This window comes from Paraburkholderia fungorum, assembly GCF_046026025.1.
Taxonomy (GTDB): domain Bacteria; phylum Pseudomonadota; class Gammaproteobacteria; order Burkholderiales; family Burkholderiaceae; genus Paraburkholderia; species Paraburkholderia fungorum_E.
In genome coordinates this window covers 1-20,047 of record NZ_JAQQFL010000051.1, presented here as the reverse complement: position 1 = coordinate 20,047, position 20,047 = coordinate 1, and the positions used below count along the sequence as shown (strand labels likewise).

12 protein-coding genes are annotated in these 20,047 nt (G+C 55.9%); 3 read left to right on the top strand and 9 right to left on the bottom strand.

Going from position 1 to position 20,047, the window contains the following annotated elements; genetic code table 11:
* Positions 1-168 precede the first annotated feature (168 nt).
* A complete protein-coding gene (locus tag PQR67_RS35645; RefSeq protein ID WP_408467486.1) occupies positions 169-6,369 on the top strand; it encodes a hypothetical protein in 6,201 nt (2,066 codons plus the stop codon).
* A gap of 549 nt (positions 6,370-6,918) precedes the next feature.
* On the opposite strand, the gene PQR67_RS35640 is transcribed toward PQR67_RS35645, so the two are convergent.
* Both PQR67_RS35640 and PQR67_RS35635 read right to left on the bottom strand, forming a co-directional pair.
* Complete coding sequence (locus PQR67_RS35640) at positions 6,919-8,046, bottom strand: hypothetical protein (RefSeq protein ID WP_408467485.1); 1,128 nt, start codon at positions 8,044-8,046, stop codon at positions 6,919-6,921.
* 128 nt (positions 8,047-8,174) lie between these two features.
* Complete coding sequence (locus tag PQR67_RS35635; RefSeq protein WP_408467484.1) at positions 8,175-9,284, bottom strand: hypothetical protein; 1,110 nt, start codon at positions 9,282-9,284, stop codon at positions 8,175-8,177.
* A 653-nt stretch (positions 9,285-9,937) separates the two neighbouring features.
* On the opposite strand from PQR67_RS35635, the gene PQR67_RS35630 reads away from it, so the two are divergent.
* Positions 9,938-11,008 carry a hypothetical protein gene (locus PQR67_RS35630; RefSeq protein WP_408467483.1) on the top strand — a complete coding sequence of 357 codons (1,071 nt, stop codon included), beginning with the start codon at positions 9,938-9,940 and terminating at the stop codon, positions 11,006-11,008.
* A 152-nt stretch (positions 11,009-11,160) separates the two neighbouring features.
* Here the strand turns inward: PQR67_RS35630 and PQR67_RS35625 are convergent, their stop codons facing one another.
* The 6 genes from PQR67_RS35625 to PQR67_RS35600 form a co-directional block, all read right to left on the bottom strand.
* Positions 11,161-12,129, bottom strand: a complete 969-nt coding sequence (locus tag PQR67_RS35625) for a DUF6708 domain-containing protein (protein WP_408467482.1) — start codon at positions 12,127-12,129, stop codon at positions 11,161-11,163.
* 133 nt (positions 12,130-12,262) lie between these two features.
* Positions 12,263-12,742 (bottom strand): hypothetical protein, encoded by a 480-nt coding sequence (locus PQR67_RS35620; protein ID WP_408467481.1) that lies wholly within the window; start codon positions 12,740-12,742, stop codon positions 12,263-12,265.
* Positions 12,743-12,939: 197 nt separating this feature from the next.
* Positions 12,940-13,227, bottom strand: a complete 288-nt coding sequence (locus tag PQR67_RS35615) for a PAAR domain-containing protein (protein WP_408467480.1) — start codon at positions 13,225-13,227, stop codon at positions 12,940-12,942.
* 60 nt (positions 13,228-13,287) lie between these two features.
* Positions 13,288-14,382 (bottom strand): Imm72 family immunity protein, encoded by a 1,095-nt coding sequence (locus PQR67_RS35610; RefSeq protein WP_408467479.1) that lies wholly within the window; start codon positions 14,380-14,382, stop codon positions 13,288-13,290.
* Positions 14,379-15,935 carry a hypothetical protein gene (locus tag PQR67_RS35605; RefSeq protein WP_408467478.1) on the bottom strand — a complete coding sequence of 519 codons (1,557 nt, stop codon included), beginning with the start codon at positions 15,933-15,935 and terminating at the stop codon, positions 14,379-14,381. The genes PQR67_RS35610 and PQR67_RS35605 overlap by 4 nt, the downstream gene beginning before the upstream one ends.
* Before the next feature lie 2 nt (positions 15,936-15,937).
* A complete protein-coding gene (locus tag PQR67_RS35600) occupies positions 15,938-18,706 on the bottom strand; it encodes a type VI secretion system Vgr family protein (RefSeq protein WP_408467477.1) in 2,769 nt (922 codons plus the stop codon).
* A 280-nt stretch (positions 18,707-18,986) separates the two neighbouring features.
* Between PQR67_RS35600 and PQR67_RS35595 the strand changes: the two genes are divergently transcribed.
* Positions 18,987-19,406, top strand: a complete 420-nt coding sequence (locus PQR67_RS35595; RefSeq protein WP_408467476.1) for a hypothetical protein — start codon at positions 18,987-18,989, stop codon at positions 19,404-19,406.
* A gap of 66 nt (positions 19,407-19,472) precedes the next feature.
* Here the strand turns inward: PQR67_RS35595 and PQR67_RS35590 are convergent.
* Positions 19,473-20,047, bottom strand: a 575-nt coding sequence (locus PQR67_RS35590) for an SOS response-associated peptidase family protein (RefSeq protein ID WP_408467475.1), incomplete at its 5' end; no start/stop codon positions are given.

Sequence of the window (20,047 nt, the reverse complement as noted above, 5' to 3'; positions counted from 1 at the left end):
TTGCTTCGATATGCCCCGCTAGGGGCGTCTTTCTGTGGAAGGCTCTGGCGCGGTTGAATATACGACAGAAGTCCTAGTTTTTTCAGTGCTTTCGACGGCCCGTCGCGCTAAAAAACGCCGGTGTCGTTTAATATCCTTCGAAGAAAGACAACCCGCCCTGACACCAGGATGACCGAAGACTCCTCCCGCACCACAATCGTCCCGAGCACAAACCGTGGAGACCCACCAGACTTCTCGAAGATGGAATCGAAGCAGTTTGAAGAGTTGACATGTGCCGTACTGGGTCATGAACCCGACATCAAAACCGCGGATTTGTTTCATGACGACGGCGAGAAGCAGTTTGGTGCGGATTCGTACGGCGACCTTCGGGGCGAATTCGCGATAGCCGTCGCTTCATCGAAATGCTACGGAAAAATCATCGCGAGCCAGATTAAGGATTGGTCGAACGACTTCCTCAAGTATCATGAATCGTTCTGGAAAGAACGGAATGTCCGACGTTTCATTCTCGCCGTTGCGTCGCCCGTTCATGGGCGCGGCACCTCCGACGCCGTCTTTACGCAGAAAAAGCTCTTCCACGCCTTGGGAATGGAATACGAGGTTTGGGGGCCGCGGCAATTCCAAGAAAAGCTCAGATTCCAACGCGGAATCGTCACGCAGTTTCTCGGCGGTTATTGGGCCAACGTCCTCTGTGGTGACGTTCCCGTAGGCGCCAATGCGGTCGCTGCCGACCAGAGTGCGGTCCTTGACCTGGTCACGAACACCGTAGCACCGCTTGCTTCTGCTTTGAGCTCTGAGGTGGATAGCAAACTTGATTCGCTAAAGGCGCGACTGCGCGAAGAAAACCCGGGCGGCATTGTCCTTGAGCTCGAAAAGATGAGGACCAGCACCCATTGGTCGAGCATCGCGCCACATGTCAGAAGCAAATGCTTGCGGTATCTGGCGTCTGCAAAGCTCCAGGAAGGAGATATCGGCGCGGCGACTGTGTTCGCAAGGGAGGCCGACGCCATTTCCAGCGAGGGCGCCGTGACGTTCAAGGCGCTTTTGACGGCCCACCAAGGGGACCATGAACAAGCGCTTCAGCTTCTCGAGCACGTATCTGTATCAGACGCTCAGGAGATGAAGGTTGCACTGTTGCTCGAGGCAGGGCGTCTGGGTGACGCTGAGCACATCCTCGACCGGCTCCCACCCGTTGACGGCATGCCTACAATCGAAGCGTCGAGGTTACGTGCGTTTCTATTACTGTTCCGTGGGAAACGCACTGCCGCTCTGGCAGAGATACGGCGAGCGGAAGCGCGTGCGCCTCGCTGGTTCATTGTGAGACGCGCCGGTGCGATTATTCGCTACGCGAATGCGTTGTCAAAGGTCGTGGGGGATGAGCACTTCGCCAACCCAGCGCCCATAGCAGCCGAACTTGTGCGCCAAGACGACGCGAACCAAGCGCTCCTAAGCGAAGCGTTGGCAACGTTTGACAGTCTCGCCATCGAGCGGCGGGAGTCACCTGTTGGCTCCTACGATGAATTGTGGGCATTGGCGTGTGAATGCAATCTGGTCGAAGGTTTCTTGTCGGCGCAAGCACGTTGCGACCGACTGCTCGACGCTCACCCAGGAAGCCCTGAGGTCATCAGTTGGGCTCTCACGCGTGGCCTGAAATTTGACCAGAAACGTAGTCGTGAGGCGTTACGTGTTGTCGCGGAGGGAACCCACAAAGATGCTGCTCATGTGCTGGCCTACAGTTGGCTTTTGACACTTGATTCGGACGACCTTGGCGCAAAGGAAGTGTTGCAGTCAAACCGCGAGCTCTTCAAGAATGAAGCGCAACGAGCAGCATACGGCGCGCGCGTAGGGTTTCTCGAGCCGTCCTCGACCGATTCAGGCACTACATCGGGCCAAGACAATGCCAGCGTTGAGCGCCGAATCTTTGCAATGGTCAGCGATGTATCGGACGGTTTAGCCTGGGAAGAGCTTGAATCGCTGTTTTCCAGTCTGGCGACCCGGGATGCACGTTCAGTCGCGTTGCTCGCAGCGGCGTCACGACTTGCTGCTGCGAGTCGCTGGGAATTTCTCGGTCGTTACGTCCAACTGCTCATCAAGTTTGAGACGGCATCAGCCATTGAAATTGCAGCACACGCAGCGTTCAATACGGGAAACGCTGCGTTGGCACTAACTGTACTGAAAACGAATCGGGCAGCTTTCCCTCATCGGAAGTTTCCCCGAAATCTGGCCACTATCGAAGCTCATTCCCTTGCTGAACAAGGTCAGCACCGACAGGCCCTGAAGGCGGCAGAAACGTTGTCCTCGGAATTCGACGGAATCCGGGAGCGTATGTTGCCCGCGGATATCCGGCTGAGATTTGGCGATATACGCGGTGCCCTTCCAGTCATCCGTGATGAGATATCGAAGAACGAATTGCCGCCCAGTGATGCTCTTCGCTGGGCTCGCGTAGTAGCGCTCGAAGACAGGGACTTAGCCCGTAAGCTGCTGAAACATGCTGGAGCGATGGGCGTGCCCGAAGAATTCGCCATTGAGGCTCACGTCCAGGCTATTCGACTCGGAATGGATAGAGAGGCCACTGTCTTCGAGTCCGCAATCGCCACGCTGATGGCCAAGTCGAACGACGGTCGGTTTCGGATGATGACCTTCGAGGAATTTCGACAACTCCAAACTGCGCGCGCTCAGACTCAGGTCAACCTATGGAACGCCTATCTTGATGGCGCAATGCCATTTCATGTCGCGGCGCAGCCCGCCGACATTGATTTCAGTGGGCGGTATTACATCGGCTCGGTGGCCTCGCAAGACAACGATGAGCGGCCGCCGTTAATGATTCGGCACGGCGCGCGGACTGTCGATTTCGATACCGGGGTAGCATTTAAGGATTGGCACCTCTATATCGACGTCTCGTCTTTGCTGCTGGCGAAGCAGCTAGGGGTTTTGGAGGCTATTGACTCTGCGGTCGCCGCGGTGATTGTCCCGCAGTGCGTTCAGAGACAGCTTTTGACCTTCGCCGATTCGCTGGAGCATCCTCAACCCAAGAGGCTTGAAGTCGAGACGGCCATCGCTGAAGCCCTGAAAACTGACTCTATCGGCATTTGGACGCAGCCCCAGAATACTGGCTCCAAGTTGCTACCCTCCGATGATGATTTTAGGGCGTGGACTGTCGTTGCGGACGACTCAGAATCCGTGCCGGAGGACAGTCATCGCGCCACACTCACGAGCGTCTTGGAAGGGCTCCGGCAAGCCGGTCAGATTGACGCAGCGGAATTCGAGGATGCAGTTTTTGACGCTGGTCCGGTCGAGGCCGAGTTGCCGGTTCCGCCATCAGGCGCCCGGTTGCACTTTCGCGCGGGCACGCTCGGTACACTTGCATTCAAGTGTTCGCTACAGGCGGTTCTGAAGACCTTCGCGGTCCTGGTTGACGCCGAATTCGCGACTGTGCTCGCGCAAAACGTTCGTGCCGCGCATGAGCGGCGAGAAGTACTGAAAGTAGTTAACGAGCTCCGAGCCCACATAGCAAATCGATTCCTGGACGGCAGCTACCAGACGGCGAAAGGGCGCGCAGGACACGCCGAGAACAACGAGGAAACGTACGCAAGCTATTCCATGCAGATTCGCGGGCTACTCGAGTTCCTCCGTTGTGAGCCTGATATCAACGCAGTGTTTTGCTGCGATGACCGATTTGTTTCGGGATATCCAAGGTTTGGCGTGGCCCCAGTGGTCGGCATCTATGAACTCCTACGAGAGCTCAGAAAGTCGCGCGCATTTTCGGACTCCGACTACTTCGCGAAGCTGCTTCACCTGCGCAGTGCCAACGCAATGTTCCTGCCGATAGAGGCGGAGGAGGTCCTTTTCCATCTTGAGCGGGCAGCCATCGTCAATGGCCTGGTTGTAGAAACCCATGCGTTGTCTGTCCTCAGACGGTACTTCGCTCGCGTTGCGCTTCAGGAATCCCGCCTGAAAGTTGGCGACTTTCCGGCTATCAAAAGCGACCGGCCCGATGAAATAAATGTCTTCATTGCGACCCGTCGTCTCACGGACGAGTGCCTAACAAAGGTGTGGTCGTCGAAAACGCATACCGACGAGCAATGCATAGCTTGGGCTACGTGGATTTGGTCACAGCTTCGGATGGAACGTCCGTTGGGGGACCATCCATCAATCAAGGGGGACCAAGATTCATTGGCAACGTTCACTGCGGTCACTTTCAGTGCTGCCTTGAGTACCATCATACAGCTCGCGATTGGACATTCGGAATCGCGAAAAAAGGCATACTCGCAGTGGCTCAGTGACTGTGCTATCAAGAACCGATTTCACGCTGACCAACTGCTGGCCAATCATCTCGTCGCACAATTCACGATTTTGCTCGTCGGTGTCCTTGCCCACGATGCACCACCGAAAGACAAGCAGTATTCGAACGAAATTGTCGCCGCCTATCTTCGTCAGGCGCTCGACCTCCTGCCCGAGGAACTCCGTGACCGACTGCTCGCTGACCCCAGCTTGCGGCGGAGCCTGATGACCAAAATCGTCAAAGTCGTCCATATAGGTGAAATCCAACTACAGCAGGACCGCTTTATCCCGGCGGTTCGCCGAGCCATCCAACATGGCATGTCCCGAGCAAAGGCGCACGAATCAACCGATATAGTCACGTTCCAACCTATGGAACCCCCAGGAGCCGTCGCAATCAAGTGCAAGGAAAAGACCGCTCAAATCAACGACCGTGCCTTTCTTCTTTTTGAGTGCAGGAATGAAAGCGAAATCCGCTCGTTTCTGAACGAACACCTCGCTTGGTTCGACCGCAGCCAGGCAGAGCGTGAAGCAGCCATGGAAGCGATTGTTGAAATCAAGTCCGAGGCTAAGCGATACGAGGCGCTCGACGAAGTTAGAAGGCAGGGTCTTCCATTCCGCTACAAGGAAATTGAAGACCAACTCGACGAGAACCACAGCGTTCCCCTCGCAAAATGCGCCCCCCCCCGGCCGGAGCAAGTATTCAGACACCTACGCCTCGAGGCAGGCAGCGCGCGGTTTTCGGACAGGTTGGCTATAGCAGCGGACGCTCTGCTGACGGACTGCGGGCTTGAGGAAGCGTTCCTTCGCTTGGGCTGTCTTCCCGTGCCATTGCCGCACGTTTTTGTCGAGCGTTTTGGGGCAAGTCCGCCCGAAACGCAGAGGTCTGCATACGCAGGTTTCGCCGAACTCGCTGCACGCTCTCCACTGCATTTTCTTCACGCATTCGCATTGCTGAAATGCGAAGGTTTGCCCGCCGACGTTAGAGCGCTGGGCTCACGTATGGCAACCGACGTGCTGTCCCGCTGGAACGGCTTGGCCGACGCAATGGGCCCATTGTTAATGTGGTCGGAGACTCACGCGCATGAGATGCAGGAGTGGCGAAGCAAGACCGTCGAAGAGCAGTTGGTCACGACTTGGTACCATGCGGCGCGCCTGATGTGCATACTCAACCGCAATCTCGACATGGAAACGCAAATTCGCGAGCACTTTGCGAAGACGCGCGGCGCAATGTCGGCGGATACCGCTTTCGGCGGGCTCACTCGGTCCTTGGATTGTGCGTCTCCCAATAATTTTGTTGGCGTAGTGTTGTTTTACGGCGGCATGAACTACGTGTTGCAAGGCGCACAAGGCGGCTCGCTGCTTTCGGCGGAGCAACGGGAGCAGGCTTTTACGTTGACTCGAGTCAACAACCATGCCAATCCCTGGCTCATTGCATCACGCGAGTTGTCTCCGAATTGCCTTGAATCGTTCTTGCGCGTCGATTCGACGGTTCGCGTGGAGTCGTTTGACTTGCCGTCAACGCTCTCTGACGACTTTGAAAACGAACTAATTCAGGCATTCGAGACTTCAACCGACAATCCGATGCTGTGGGTTCACCTGTACACGTTGGCTCGGATGGGGCTGAGCGCGGCTAACCGGCAGCGCTTCGTCGAGATAGTGGCGAACGCTCGGCTAATTTCTCTTGCTGAACTCGGAACGGACGTCCTCATCGCTTGGCGTTGCTTTGCCGGTTGCGTAAGGCTACTAGGCAATGGTGATACTCAAGCAGCCTTCACAGCGCAATTGTTACAGCTTGCCGAAGCGCTCGGCGACCGTTTTAAGGGTAATGGGACAGCCGTTAATGTTGATGGGGTAGACGAACGTGCACGAAAGCTCAACGAACTGCTAGAGGCTTGCATCACGTTCAGTCGCAGCGATGAAACCGCTCTGGCCTACGCCAGTATTGCTGAGCTGTTCACGGGCGTAGCAGCGGTCTGGAGGACCGCGAGGGTGACAATTTGCAGGACCCTCGAAACCATATACGACGAGTCGCGGATAAGTGACAACGGCGCTGTGTGGAATGCGCTGGTTCGCCTTCGGGCGCAAACCTGAGTCATGGCCCTAGGCGGCGCGGGAACAAAGACGCGATTGACCATACCTCGTTCGCATCGTCGACGCCCGGCGCGTGTCGGCCGCGCAAGTTGCGCGCACCGCCTTCGAGTCTTTGCCAGCGGGACCTTTCACATAACGAAGAGCACAGCAGTAAGCACAAACGGAACGACGACGGCACGGACTTGCGATATGGGTGGCTTAGTGTCCGCGGCGACGAAGCTATGGCGAGAGGTTGCTGGTTTGGTGCTCTGATGTCGTCACGGCGTATGAGGCGCTCACGCATTTCGAGTAAGTGGTAGCTGAAACGTGTCTGGTCCGGTGACGAAGAAGTTGTGCATTCGCAAACTCGCGTGGCGCGTTCAGGTGAGCGCTGTAACAAAGAATAAGCGTTGAGAAAGACCTTGTGTCCAACGATGCGTCGAACTTGTAATCAACCGTTATCACCAGCGCGATGAGACATCGGCTGCGGCTTCGAATACGCTGCTATGCCGTCCAGGCGTCAATGCTGGACGGTGGTCCAAATCTTTTCAATCAAGGTAACTAAGGCGGCTAAAGGACGGCACCAGAATGTTGGTTCGAAGTATTGTGACCTTGTGGCGCCGGGTGCCTTTTGAGCTGTTGAGCCGTGCCAGGCCAAGCGACGCCGTTCGCTGTACCCGCGCCCAACGCCATCATCCCCCGGCGTTGCAGGACTTGGGATTTGAAAATGCCCGCGTCCTTTGGCTTAAGTTTGGGCCCATTGGCGGACAATGCCTTCAAGAAACCTACGGCGAAGAGCAACGCTTGTTCATCTGGTAGGGACGCGCCGACCGGAACCTTGCTCCTCCAGGCGTCAGCGTCCGCTTGTCCGTATTTCGCGTCATACAGTAAAGCGTCCCCGCTCTGGGGACAAGACGCTATCCAAGTAGAAACGAAATCCACCATCCGCCCATCATCCGGAAATGACTTGCGAAACGCCGTCGCCTGTGGAAGCCACATGCCGCCCAAGTCGCCGCCGCTGAATATCTGATTGTCGACAAACGAGACAATCTCTCTCGTGGAAGGGGCCACCTCACCGCGTGCGTTGGCCCACTGTAAAGCTCGACTGTATCCGGCAGCGTATATCTCGTGAATGGACGCGTCCTGCGCGTCGTGAGATTCAGGGCTGTTTAGAAAAGCCCGAAGCTCGATGAGCGCGTCGTCTTTTACGACCCAAGCATTGTGATGCTTCTTGTCTTGGTACTGCATTGTCTTCGTCAACTCGATTGCTTTAGTTGAGCTCGCATGGACCGCGCTGTAAAACGTCTTGCCCCACGTTTTCATCGTGCCGTCGAACACTGACTGGGGAATTTTCTTAAATGTGGACTGTGCTTCACCCGAAAAGTTGAACTGCACGAGGCCCAAAGAAAAGCCGTATCCGTCAAAGTTGGGTGTAATAGCATCGTATGAGTGAATACCGCCTCCCTCGATTTTGTAGGTGATGTTCAACACCGAGGTAGCTTGCGCGGAACGCGAATCGACACTCACCATTTTTGCCGGTGGGGGAGCGTCAGACGGTAAACCCACGGGTCGAGAAGTCCGCGAGCACACCGGCAAAATCCCAAGCCCTTGTTCTGTAGCCGCGTTAACGGATGTCGCTATCACGATAGCAGCCATCGCAAAGACTGCTCTTTTTGCCTTTTCTGGAGTCCTATTCACAGTGTTCTCCTCGCGCTAAACGACGACCTAAAGTTGTTCAACAGTCCATAGGCAGGAACGGCGGGATATGTCGCCGTTTAGCGCACGTAAAACCGTCTTCTTCGATGATTGTTAGTCACAGAAGGCTTCTATTGCTGGTTGGTCTTCAAGCAAAGCTCCAACTGTTCAGAGAGTGTTCCGACTGCCTGTCCGAAAGCAAGCGCTAACTCGCCTTGCTCTTCCGGTGTCTTACGCCTAATTTCACATGCTCGATACTCGAGAGACGAGGTTGGTGAAATATCGCTGAGAGGAGGGCGCACGCATGCTGCAGGCTTTGCAGCCGCCGCCAACAATGTCGCCGAGGTGGCCAGCGCAGCAGCGGCCACCGCGGCGTCTGCGGCCTTGGTGGCTTGAATGAAAGCATCGGACTGTCTGTCGACCGTTTGCCCCTGAATCGATGCAGACTCGACCAACCGACGCGAGGCGTCGGCAGCTGCTTTCGCCGCTGAGGCAGCGCTGGCAGCGAGGGCGACTGCTGCAGTATCGTTAGCCAGCAAAGCGCTCTCTACCTTCGCCGACACTAGGGAGTTAAGGTTCTTTGTGTCATCCTCAGTTTTTTTCTTTGCATCAGTATAAGAGTTGACCGACGACATCAAATCCTGTTGGGACGGCGCGCTGAGAGTCACGGCATTCAGCGCCACGCGAAGGTCTTGGCTCACCCGTTCAACATAAACATTTACGGTGCGTGGGACACTCGCATAGAGTGCCATTGTCGGCACAGGAATTTTATCGCGGGCATCCGCCGGCAGCGCGTCCAGTAGGGCGGGGTCGATTGGGTCGAGTAAATCTTTGGCACATCGCATTCTTTGAGCGCCTCGGTCGAATGCCGTCGCCTGAACCCCAGGCTCATAGTGATTACTAAGGGCGACACTACCAGCAGCTATGCCGGCGCCAACGTTTCTCAATGCGATGCTGCTGACGGCTACCCCGCCCACTGCCAAGAGACTTCCGTAAAAGAGAAGTTCGCGCGCCACGATTTGGGCGTCGCTTCGATGTCGGCGTGCTTCGTTTAGCTTTGCGGTCAATCCGAAAACCATATTTCTAGCATCGTCTGCCGTAGACGGGACAGCGGAAATTTTTGCTCCATCGTATACAAGCGTGCGCTGGTCGTCAGCATTGAACGTCGGATATAGCCATGAATCCGACGCGCAGCCGGTAACTATCAAAGTTGCCCACGCGAGAACGATTGTTCTTTTCATTCTATTTTGGCTCCGTCGGACAAAGAACCCGAAAACGCGCGAGCGGTGTTATCAGAACCGCTATCGGAATTGGTTGGTGGCAAGTCGCGAATCGAGTGGTGCGCGTCGCACGGAGAACATTGCAACGAAACTGGCACAACTGGTTAAATCTAGTTCGCGTAGCGCATTTATTCTTGTATTTATTGACTATTTTTTGTGTGCTGACAGACAGACCATTTTCTATGAACTAGGGGGCATAGCCAACATGCGCCATAGGTTTAATCTTTGCTTGACATCGCCGTAGATACTCCGATAATTTTTATCGGACGCTTAGCTTCTTTCGATGCGATGCGGTCCCGCGATGCATTTGCTCCTCACGATATTTTTCTTGTGATTTCACTTGGATTCTGCCGCAGCCGAAGACGTGCACAGCAAGTGTTTAATGCGGAAGAAACATTCGGTGGCCCCATGGGCAAACGCAGTAGCTGAACGGGGCAACCTCTCCTTCCCATAAAGAAGGCCATTGAGCCCCGACTCTGCAAAAGTGGTGAGTGACGTTGGACTATCATCAAGGAATGTGTCTGTTGAGCTGGTTCTAAGCTGACCTTCTTCATCGGTCATCCCGTTAGGTCTGTTCTCCCGATTCCAGGTAACCAATCATTTCGAGGGAAACTATGAATTCACGGGGTGGCCGGAGGCGGGGGAAGGCCTGTGCGACACTATCACTGGCAGTCGCCGCAAGCTACGCGAGCGCGCAAACGGATTGCGGCGTCCCCGGCACGATAACCGGGAAGGTTGGCGAGCAAAAGGTTCAACTAGCGACGCGAAATTTTCCGGACGGGTCAATTGCGGTTCGCGCCCCGCTTGCTGTAAACCCGGACGGTGGTGTCAGTTCCTATACTATGGGCAACCACGGTTTCACCTATATCGCCAACGGGCTTGCCAAGTGGAAGAATGGTGCGCGAGAAAAGTGCGATGCAGAGTGCACAAAGGGTTTGCTTCAAGCAGAAGCAGCAGGTTTCGTGAAGGGCACCGATGAATTTTGTGTGTTTGCGATGGACGTGCTGCCGATGGATACTGGTCGGTCGACCTCTGAGTGCCCCGACGGGCATATTGTCGGCAACGGAAAGGGCCAGCTTAGAAAGGGAAAGATTATCTCGTCCGTCATTGGAGAAGATATTCAAACATATGTTTCTACTACTTCACTCAGGCACCTTGTTGATGGGTCACCTGAATATCTCGACTCGGAAGCCTTACCAATTGCCGTCACACCGACCAAACGTCTCCTTGGTCAGCTCGTTTGGGTAGGAGGCTCCGGCTTACACGGCACGACCGCCGTCATCGGCGACGAGGGGCCAGCCTTCGGCGAAGGGTCAATTGCATTGCACCAATTACTGCGTTATGGCTCCGTAATTCCGCAGAAGCCGGGGCCGATACGCCAGGACAAACGCTGTCGGGGTGAAGAAACGGCTATGAGGCCACCGTTCGTATCTAAACCTGACGGCGGTTCCAATGACCGATGCGCTGCCGGCCGGCGCCCCGTATCAGACTCGGACATACGTGCCTATTCTGGTATCACCGAGTCCATCGATTTTCTTGTCTTGGGAAACGCAGCGTTCAGATTCAATCCTAATGACCGAATCATCCGGACGGAGGTTACGGCCGACTCCATCAATCAAATTGCAGCGAAGGCTGGCTATACCGCTGAGAAGATTTCGCAGATGGTTGCCTGCCTGAATCGCTAATGCCGTCAGAACGCTGAAAATCCACTCGGTTTCTGCGAATGACAAGGATTCACGTTCTGACTGCGGCCACGACGCGGGCTCTTGCGGTTCACCCAGGCGACTCCGGGCGAGACGGCGGCAGCGCGCTCAGACAGCAAACGACGCACGCAACCTCAGGCTTCAGCCATTGCGGCCGACGCTGAGTTGCCGCAGGCGGCCTCTACCTCGGTCGGCCATATTGGTTCCCGGCTCGTCAGTTGCCCGATGTAGTGCAGTATCGACAGCAGGAATATCGGCCCCGAAAGCAGTATGGTGACAACGCGCATGGCACCACCGGCGCTGCCGACAGCTCCTATGCCGTAGAACCAGACGCTCATTGAGGCGCGCAGAGAGGGACCGCGCGGAAGATACCGCTTGACCTCCGGTAGCGCGCCCGTGCCCTGCTCCATATACCGCCGGATGAACTCGAAGTTGGCCTGAACCTGATAGAGGACTTGTTTGCCAATTGGAGTGGACTCGTCTGCGCCATTGACCGTACGGGCACCGAAGCTGAAAGTGTCGACGATTCTCTTCCCAGCATCGTCAAGCACAAAGCAGCGCGTCAGGGTTGGCGCTCCCCCGGCCAGCCCGTTGGACGGCAGTCGGTGCGGGTAGAAAAACGCCTTGTCCCAAGGTACCGCGATTACTCCGCCCGGCCCGTTGTGCCGGAAGGCGTACACCATGCGCGTCTGGCGATTGAAGCGCACGGCCTTGTGCCTGTAGTTGAAACAATCGCGGAAAAGTATCACGACGGTGAGCACGCAGCACAGCAGCGTTATTGCAACGAAGACCCACATGCCGGCACTGAACATCCCCTGTTCGCCGTTCCTGACCATTGCCGGCGTATCGACAATCGCACTTTGAGCGGCTTCCACAGTGAGGAAAGCAAATGCCGGGAAACAAAGCAGGAAGGCAAGAAGGCCCCAGCCAATCTGCGAGTAAGAAGCGTCGCAGACTTCGAGATAAATATCGTTCATCCCGAACACGGTGTATGCGTCGGCGGCTTCCTCGACGACTGGCTTGTGAACATCAACCCGCCGCGCGACCTCGTCTTCGGTTGGTGGACGGTTGATTCGAATATTCGTCAGGTAATCGTACGCCATGGTGCCTCGTTAATGATGGAGTCGCTCGTATGAAGCAACAAAGTGTCTCCTGACCTGACGGTGCGTACCGGTTGCATCGACGCCTTCTTGTCGGTACCGGCAGGGAGGCCGTGCAGCGACTTGTTCTTCATATTCACGGCTGCGCACCACTCAACAGGCGCAACCTGCGCGCTTGCCTCGGAAGAACAACGTAGAGTGCGGCGGCTGCCTCGACGGCGAGTCCCAGCAATTCGCACGGTAGGGCGTAGCTCGTACCGCTGAACGGCGACACGGCGAGATTGACTGGTATCGACGCAACGATAGTCCATCCCGTCGTCGTGAGCCCCACCATAACCGACTGCCAGAACGTCAGACTGTCGGGGGCAGTCAGCCTCTGCGCAATAAATCCTCGACGCACCGTGTAACCAATCAATGGCAGACAGACCACAAAGCAGATTGGCGCAACCAAAGCCAGTGCAATCAGGACAGATGCAATCGATGGATACTGCCCTCGGTCCCGCTGGAATACCCATAGGGCGGCAAGTCCGAGGCCAAGCCCCCACAGTGGCAAGGTGAACACCAGTTGCCGCCATAGGCACGACCACCATACAGTCAGACGTCGGCCTAGACTCATAGTCGGAAGCATCCTGAACATTTTGGCTCTCCTGGCTGAAACTATGTGCGACCACCGATGAGTTGGTCAGCGTCCTTTTCTCAGATATTTCTGCGGGACCGTGAGCATCTATTCGAGAAGGTATCTGGGTTACGGCCCCGGGCCCTTTTGTCTTGGCAATCCGACAAGGCCGATGCGTCATTTTGATGCGGCGGTCGTCATTGAGTGGATAGCGAGCCCCGTGTCTGAGATGCAATGAGTTTCGGAAGCGGGTTACACGTGCATTTGCACAGGTCGTTTTCCAACGCAACCTGCTTACCCATCACTGATACGGTATGTGGCGTACCGTCAGTGATGATGACACCATCCTTGTCGCAGCTATGGCATTTGACAACGCCGCCGATGTAAGCCAGCGGCTTCCCGTCCAGGGATGACCCACCGATGCCGTCCATCACGACCCCGTTGCGGTCAGTCGTGTCGCCCTGGACAATAAATCTACGTCCCATGCTTCATCTCCGTGAGGAATGTCTTTGCTGGCGGCGTCGCGTTAACCCCCCGGAAGATTGTCACGTTCTCTTGACCAGGTGCCAGGTCACCCAATGCACTTTCCTCTCACCCAGGTTATCTGTGACCATCAAGTCCGGCATCACCGCTCCTGCGGCTATGTGAATAGACGAATCGTCGTATTTTTCTGCACGCCACACTCCGGAAACTGGGCAGATTTCTCCGGTCTTGACATCTGGAACATCAGCCAGCTCGGCGGTCGATTCTTCGCGCCTTGCGTCTAGGAAATATTGTGACTCGTCCGGAACCAGACCATCCTTGTATCGCGTGTCTTCCCACAATAGACGCCAATGGGTACTCGTGACGGCAGACCGCAAGGTGAGTGGGTCAGGCCGTCCTTTGATATTGGGCGCGTGAGTGCCCTTCACCAAATAGTTGAAGCAGCCATTATTTTCTTCCGTTTTCTCACCTACTGACAGTAGTCCTAGCACCTTGCCGCGACTAATTTTTACGGGCTCCCATATGCCATCGACCGGAATTTCTTGACCCGAGTGCACAGTCAACCCCGCGCCGACGGGTACTTCTGGCAAGTTATGCGGGAATACCGGGTAAGGGAGTTCATAGAACTCGTATCTATAGGCGTCTGGGTTCAACAGTCCCCCCGGCGACGGCCAATGTGCAGATAGGTGCGGAACATACGGTACCTCGAGAGCCGATTGCTCGCCTTGATACTCGGAAGCCCGCATGAGGCGATTTAGGGCCTCCACCTTCGGCGGATAGGGAGCCTCTTGTTGACCGCGTTCCCAGTAACGGGGGTTTGTATAAAAGTAGCTTGTGATAGTGTAGTAGTTCGTAATGGCCAACCGAAATGCTTGACCTTCATGCCATACGAAGCGACGACCTTTCGCCAGCTCTTCCAGCCCTTTGTTGTACAGGCTTAACGTCTCGTAGATGAGCGGGAGCAAGTCCGCAGACATCTGTTCGGGCTCGCTCTTCGGCCACGTCTTCACAGCCGATTCGTAGGCGTTGGCAAACAATTCCCACGCGTCGCGTTTCCGCGCCCAAAGCGAATGGCTGGTCAGCCTCTTTAGCAACCAGAATACGTGACGTCTGATACCGTCGTCCTGCATGTCGTACTGCGTCACCGAATAGTTCACTGTGGCCGCTCCTCATTCGCGGAATCTACACGTATGCTCGCTGTCGCCTTCGCATTTGTCATTTTTGTCTGAATTTCATCACTTGCCAGCCTCCTTGTTCTCACCGCACTGTGAGTGCTCGACGAGAACTTACTATAGCCGTACACGTCCTCAACATTTGTCCAATGGGTAGGAAAGAATTCCATCCGCACGCCGTCTATCAACACCGACTCCGCTTCGTTCGTCTCTTTCACGCGTTTTCCAATGGTGTTAATTTCCTCGGCGTATCTTCCCATATCAATGACGAGTTGCCGGCCGCCACCTTCCAGGTATTGAGCAGGCCTCCTGATGCCGAACTGCTCCGCAATCTGGCCAGCCCATGCCTTCGCCTCAGGCATACGTTGAGCAAGGTTAGCGGGAAAATGAACGACCGCTAGAAAGCCATTACCATTCCATTCGTCAAGCACTGCGGCTCGCACTCGCCACTCTTCTGCGTCCTTAGGCGCTGAGCCCAGACCCCAAAATGACGGCTGGTTGTATCCAGCCGCCATGCTTCCCTCGGGGGCGTGCGTGCTTGGATTCCCGAACGCACGATATACAGATTTCCCCGCCAATTCATTGGCATCCATTGCGACAACTTCACCATGAAACGTGGCCAGTTTCGTGAAAACTTCGGCATCACCTGTCGCGACGGTCTTGCCTCTGCGCTGCAGGATATCCGGCCATCCCTCGTCGATTCTTGGTTGATACTTGCTGCGAATTACCGCTTCGACCTCACCCTTATCAGCCGCACATTCCGTCGAAGCGAAGCGCCCCTGGCGAATTTCTCGCGCGAGCTTGCGTTCCTCCAGATACGCCTCGGCCTCGCGCTTCACCTTCGGCATACCGCCCGTGGCAATTTCATGAATCTCGCCGCGATAGACCATATTCTGCAGCGTCTTCAGTTTCGCATCGAGTTCCTTGACAGCCTTCGGAACCATCTGGTCCGCAAGGTCCTGCAGAGCGCGAAACCCATCACCAACTCGTGCGAGTTGCGCCCGCCAGACCTCGGGCAGAAGCTGTCCGACGCGCGCTTTCAGCGAGCGCTCGATAGCTAGGCGCACGGTCGCACAAAAATCTTTTACCTTGGAGAGCAACTGCGACTGGTACTTGCCGACGTCGAGAGCCTTCAGCCACTGGGGCGCATCACCGTGTCCCATCCTGTTCAGGAACTGGACCACCTCCTGCAGCAGTTCAGCATCCTTCGCTGCGTCACCCACCACCCGCAATGCTAGTCGGCCAACGCCCTTGATAACGCCGCCGACAACAGGAATCAGCGCGAATATGAGAACGATGAACAGGACCCACTGCATCACCTCCTGGCGTTTTCGCGGGTCCGAACTCATTCCGATGCCCACAGACAACAGGTCGCGTACGGCCGTGACGTCACCCACCAGGGGAATCATGCCGATTGCAGCGTCGGTGATGACCTGGCTAATAGTCTGCTTCTCGTTGAATGCACCCTGCAGCGTGCCCCAGCACCACTGTCCAACCTCCAGCGAGGTCGCCTTGAAGTCTTCTATGCTCCAGCTCACTGTCACGCTCCCCCGTGCTTTTGAATCAGCGAATCAATGTCGGCGTCGGACAGTTGCTCGCCTTTGAAGTCTGGATTGCTGGTCTGGTCCTTGCGTGCGTATGAGCGCGCATCCGGGCCGAGTTCAACCTTGACCGGCCCCACCGGGACATCCTTGAGATTCATCCGTCCTTGTCCGTCCAAGGTGCCTTGGCGTGTGCTGCCGTCCGATAGCGTTGCTATATATTTCGCGCCCTGGACCGGCTCATCATCGTGATACAGATACTGCATAGCAGTGTCGTATTTGGATGTTGGCAGCGCTGGTAGCGGATAGGTGATGCTGGCGGGCCCGTTGAACGAATGCTGGCTGCCTTTTATGTCGATGTTGCCAGGCGCATGAATTTCAATGTTGCCGCCCGCTATACGAATGTATGCGCCGCCCGAGGTCAACAGGATTTCCTGGTTCGCTGCTGCCTCGATTTTCTCCGTGGCGGACAGCAATCGAAGTGTCTTCTGTGCTGTCAGTTCGATGTTGTCGGAATGCGCCTGAATCTCAACCTTGCCCTTCGCCGCAAACAGTTTCATGCCGGCGTTCTGGACGAAGAGGCTGATACCTTGCGCGACGCTTGCGACCAATGATTTGCCTATCGCTATATGCGTGTTTTGCCCGCTGACGATATTCACCTGCTGGTCGGCCGCAATATGCGTAGAGCGTGGGGTCGACAGCGCAATGCCTGCCGGGCTCCCGAACAGCATCACAGGCTCCTTGAAGGCATTGGCGTTGCCAGTGCCCCCGCCAGCGGTGTTTCCTCCTGACGATGTTCCGGAAACGCTGTTTTGTGTCGCATCGGTGAACGCTTTTAGCGAATCACGCCCGTCCGTCAGGCTTTCAGCCTGATGCGTCTCGCTGGCGCCTGACAACGCCTCCATGACGCTCTCGGAATTGATGAGTTGCTGCTGGGTGTCACGAACATCGAGCGGCTGGCTCGACGAACCGTTCGCCGGGTGCGTTGAAACATACAAACCCTGAGCCGCGCGAACGGCGCCGTAAGCGTCGGACTTCAGGTCAAACCCGCTTCCCAGATACGACCCACGGTTGTTGCCCGCCTGGTCTATGAGGTAGCCGAGATGCAGATGCGCGTTCGTACTGGTCGAATACAACTGGACCCGGTTCTGGCCGGTTGCATCGTCCATCACCATCTGGTTGTATCCAGCGCCGCCGTACTCTTTCGACTTGTACCCAGATAACAGTCCGTTTGAATGCCAGTGTGGTGACTTGTCAGAATTGAAGACCCTACCGGTAACGATGGGCCGGTCGCAATCACCGTCGAGGAATGAAACGATGACCTCTTCACCGACTCGCGGTACATGAACACCGCCGTAAGCACCGCCCGTGTCGGAGTAGGCCACACGAACCCAGCAGGAAGCGTTTTCATTACCGCTATTCAGACGGTCCCAGTGAAACTGGACCTTTATGCGATTCAGCTCATCCGTGTAAACCTCGGCATTGGTCGGTCCGGCGACCGTAGCCGTCTGCAGGTTCATCACTGGCTTGACGTGCTTGAGCGGGCTGCGGAATGGAACCGTTCGACGCTGGGTCTCGACCTCAACCAGATAAAAACCTTCGCCCCCGTCGACATGGGTCACAACGAACGCGGCTGCGACGCCTGCATGCGCTGCGCGCACTTGCTTGAGCTCTGTCTTGAGGCTATGCGGCAAATCTGCCGTGGCCGAGACCGGCAGATTGTTTTCGATATACCAGCGAGCCTCAATAACCGCAAACTGCCGCTGCTGTTGGGCGTCCCGGTCATGTTCGGGATGACCCTGAAGTTCGAACCACTTCCCGGTATCGATGTTTCGCACGCCACCGACGGCCGTGAAGCGCTTCGCCCGCGACTCCCATTCCTCCATCCGGATTTTGGACAGGTGGTCGCCGCGGTCCTGGGTCAGATGCGTGTACGCGCCAGTGTATTCATACACCTCAGCCTGGGCGGGAAGATTCCCATGTGTCGACAAGGTGGGTACGTTGGTTGACTTGTCGTCGCCAGGGGACTTGTAGTCGAACGTTTTCGTAGACAACGACGAACTATGCAGCGTGCGCGAGCCTGACCATTGGACCCAGGCGTCAGATGACGTATTCGTGCCCGCTCGAGAGAATTGCACGGTTTCCGGTTCGATTGGCTTCAGCGAATACACATCGTCGGTTACAACTAGCGTGTGCGACCTACCGTCGTCGCCTTGCTCGAAATAACCAAACAGGCCCTCCGATTCCATCAAACGATGGCAGAAATTCCAGTCGTCTTCGTATTGAACGCAAAACGACCGCTGCGGCAGCGGCTTTTGTAGTTCAAAGCGGAACGCGCCTTGGGCCTGAGGATGGCAGTTGAACACGGCAGTGAGAATCTCGTCGACCGTTTGGTCCTGAAAAACGCGAGCATCCTTGCGAAATTTCAGGAAGTGCATCCATGACGAAAATCCAAGCTGAAAGCTTGTTAGCCCGCCATCCGAACCAAGACGGCGCGCGGTATGGACATATCCGTGATGCGGCGAATAAGATGCATTGGTCTGCTGTACCCATAATGTGACGGGCTGCGCAATCAGTTCCTTGAGTTCAATAGCCGTCGTTGTCGAAACGACATCCACTGTGAATTCGTAGTGGCGACCGAGCCGCGCGCGAGCCACAACCCGCTGTGGCAACAGGGCATTGTTGCCCAACGGTGTGTCCAGCTTCAAAAGCCGGCTCTGTTGAACGAGCCCCCCGGAAATTGCCGTGATTATGTCCTGCGCACCCATACCGCCTCTTCTTATTGATTGACAGCGCAGACGCGCTCCGCGCGATTTTACAAAATTTCAGATGAAACTCACAGCATCGAAATGTTAAACATCGTAGCTTCCTGAATTTGTTATTCGAAGAGGCATGAATTTGAAGATTTAATGATTTTCGCCGCAAATTTTGTCATAAAAAAATAAAAATGAGATTGGGCGGCCCCGTATAGAATCGCGCAGAAAATCAGGAAACTCTGTTTTATGCAATATGAATAGAAAAAAGTTGAATCGACACGCGCCCGGAAGAATGCATGCGACCAAAGTCGCGTTGTTGCCACAAACTGCCAAGTCTGCCCGGACACAATCATTGCGCCACCATCTTGCGCTGGAAGCACTGAAGGCCGGAAGTGGAAACGGCCAACTACTGACCGACCTCATCCGCGTGGTCTACGTTACCTGGTACCTTCAGTTGGCGGGGTTCCATGCGACCGACCTGGAAATCTACCGGGAAGCTGAACGGGTGTTGGCTCGCTGCGGCGCCCGCGGCATGGAGGAGAACATCTGGAAGATTGACCAGTCTGACGCAGTGGCAATCGAGCATGTACTCGCGCTACATGACTGGCAGTTGGAGCACGTCCCCGTTGGCGCCATGCTGAAAGTACAGAGGCGGCTCGCACGTTTCGCGCAAAGCGACAAGATGTCGCCGTGGCAACACATCGAGCGATGAGAGCCGAAGACTTTCGGTCGCGCAGGCTAGGAAGTAATTCAAGCGGACTCGCCCTGTGTGCTGCACTTACGCCGCGAGTCGATGCTCATAGTACGGCCGGTCCCTGTCATCAAGTATCGCGTATTGAGTCGAGAGGTCCGCAGCGTCCGGGTTAAGCCATGCATCGACGTTCTCTGCTTTTATTGGAATGATGCATCGGTCATGGCCGGCGGCCGCAACCTCTGGTGGTGGCTCATCCGTAATGGCAGCAAAGGACAGGAGCGCAGGCTCTCCCGGTGCCGACCATCGGGACCACAGGCAGGCGACGAGCATATCGTGAGCTGGGTTGGGCTTGAACTCAAGTACCACGTTCTCGTCTTTCTCTCCGTCGCCAAGTTGTCGGCCTTCCATCTTGGCGCGACTGACGTTCTCATAAAAGGCATTGACCATGAGGATGCCGTGTGAGTACCCAAACAGGGCCCGCCAAAAACCTTCGAGGTTGTCGCGCCGAGCGTTGTACGTGCCGGGATACTTGATGTCGTACGAGGCAGGCTTGCCAGCAATGCGGCATTGATAACGCATCGGTTTAATGACGCGTTGGCCGTCTTCCATCACCATCACGGGCGCATAGTGTCCGGGAAAGATGCGTGAATCGCGGGCCT

Coding starts and splice junctions, on each gene's coding strand:
- PQR67_RS35630 (WP_408467483.1), top strand. CDS start 9,938: ATGAATTCACGGGGTGGCCGGAGGCGGGGGAAGGCCTGTGCGACACTA.
- PQR67_RS35600 (WP_408467477.1), bottom strand. CDS start 18,706: ATGGGTGCGCAGGACATAATCACGGCAATTTCCGGGGGGCTCGTTCAA.
- PQR67_RS35615 (WP_408467480.1), bottom strand. CDS start 13,227: ATGGGACGTAGATTTATTGTCCAGGGCGACACGACTGACCGCAACGGG.
- PQR67_RS35620 (WP_408467481.1), bottom strand. CDS start 12,742: ATGAGTCTAGGCCGACGTCTGACTGTATGGTGGTCGTGCCTATGGCGG.
- PQR67_RS35625 (WP_408467482.1), bottom strand. CDS start 12,129: ATGGCGTACGATTACCTGACGAATATTCGAATCAACCGTCCACCAACC.
- PQR67_RS35635 (WP_408467484.1), bottom strand. CDS start 9,284: ATGAAAAGAACAATCGTTCTCGCGTGGGCAACTTTGATAGTTACCGGC.
- PQR67_RS35645 (WP_408467486.1), top strand. CDS start 169: ATGACCGAAGACTCCTCCCGCACCACAATCGTCCCGAGCACAAACCGT.
- PQR67_RS35595 (WP_408467476.1), top strand. CDS start 18,987: ATGCATGCGACCAAAGTCGCGTTGTTGCCACAAACTGCCAAGTCTGCC.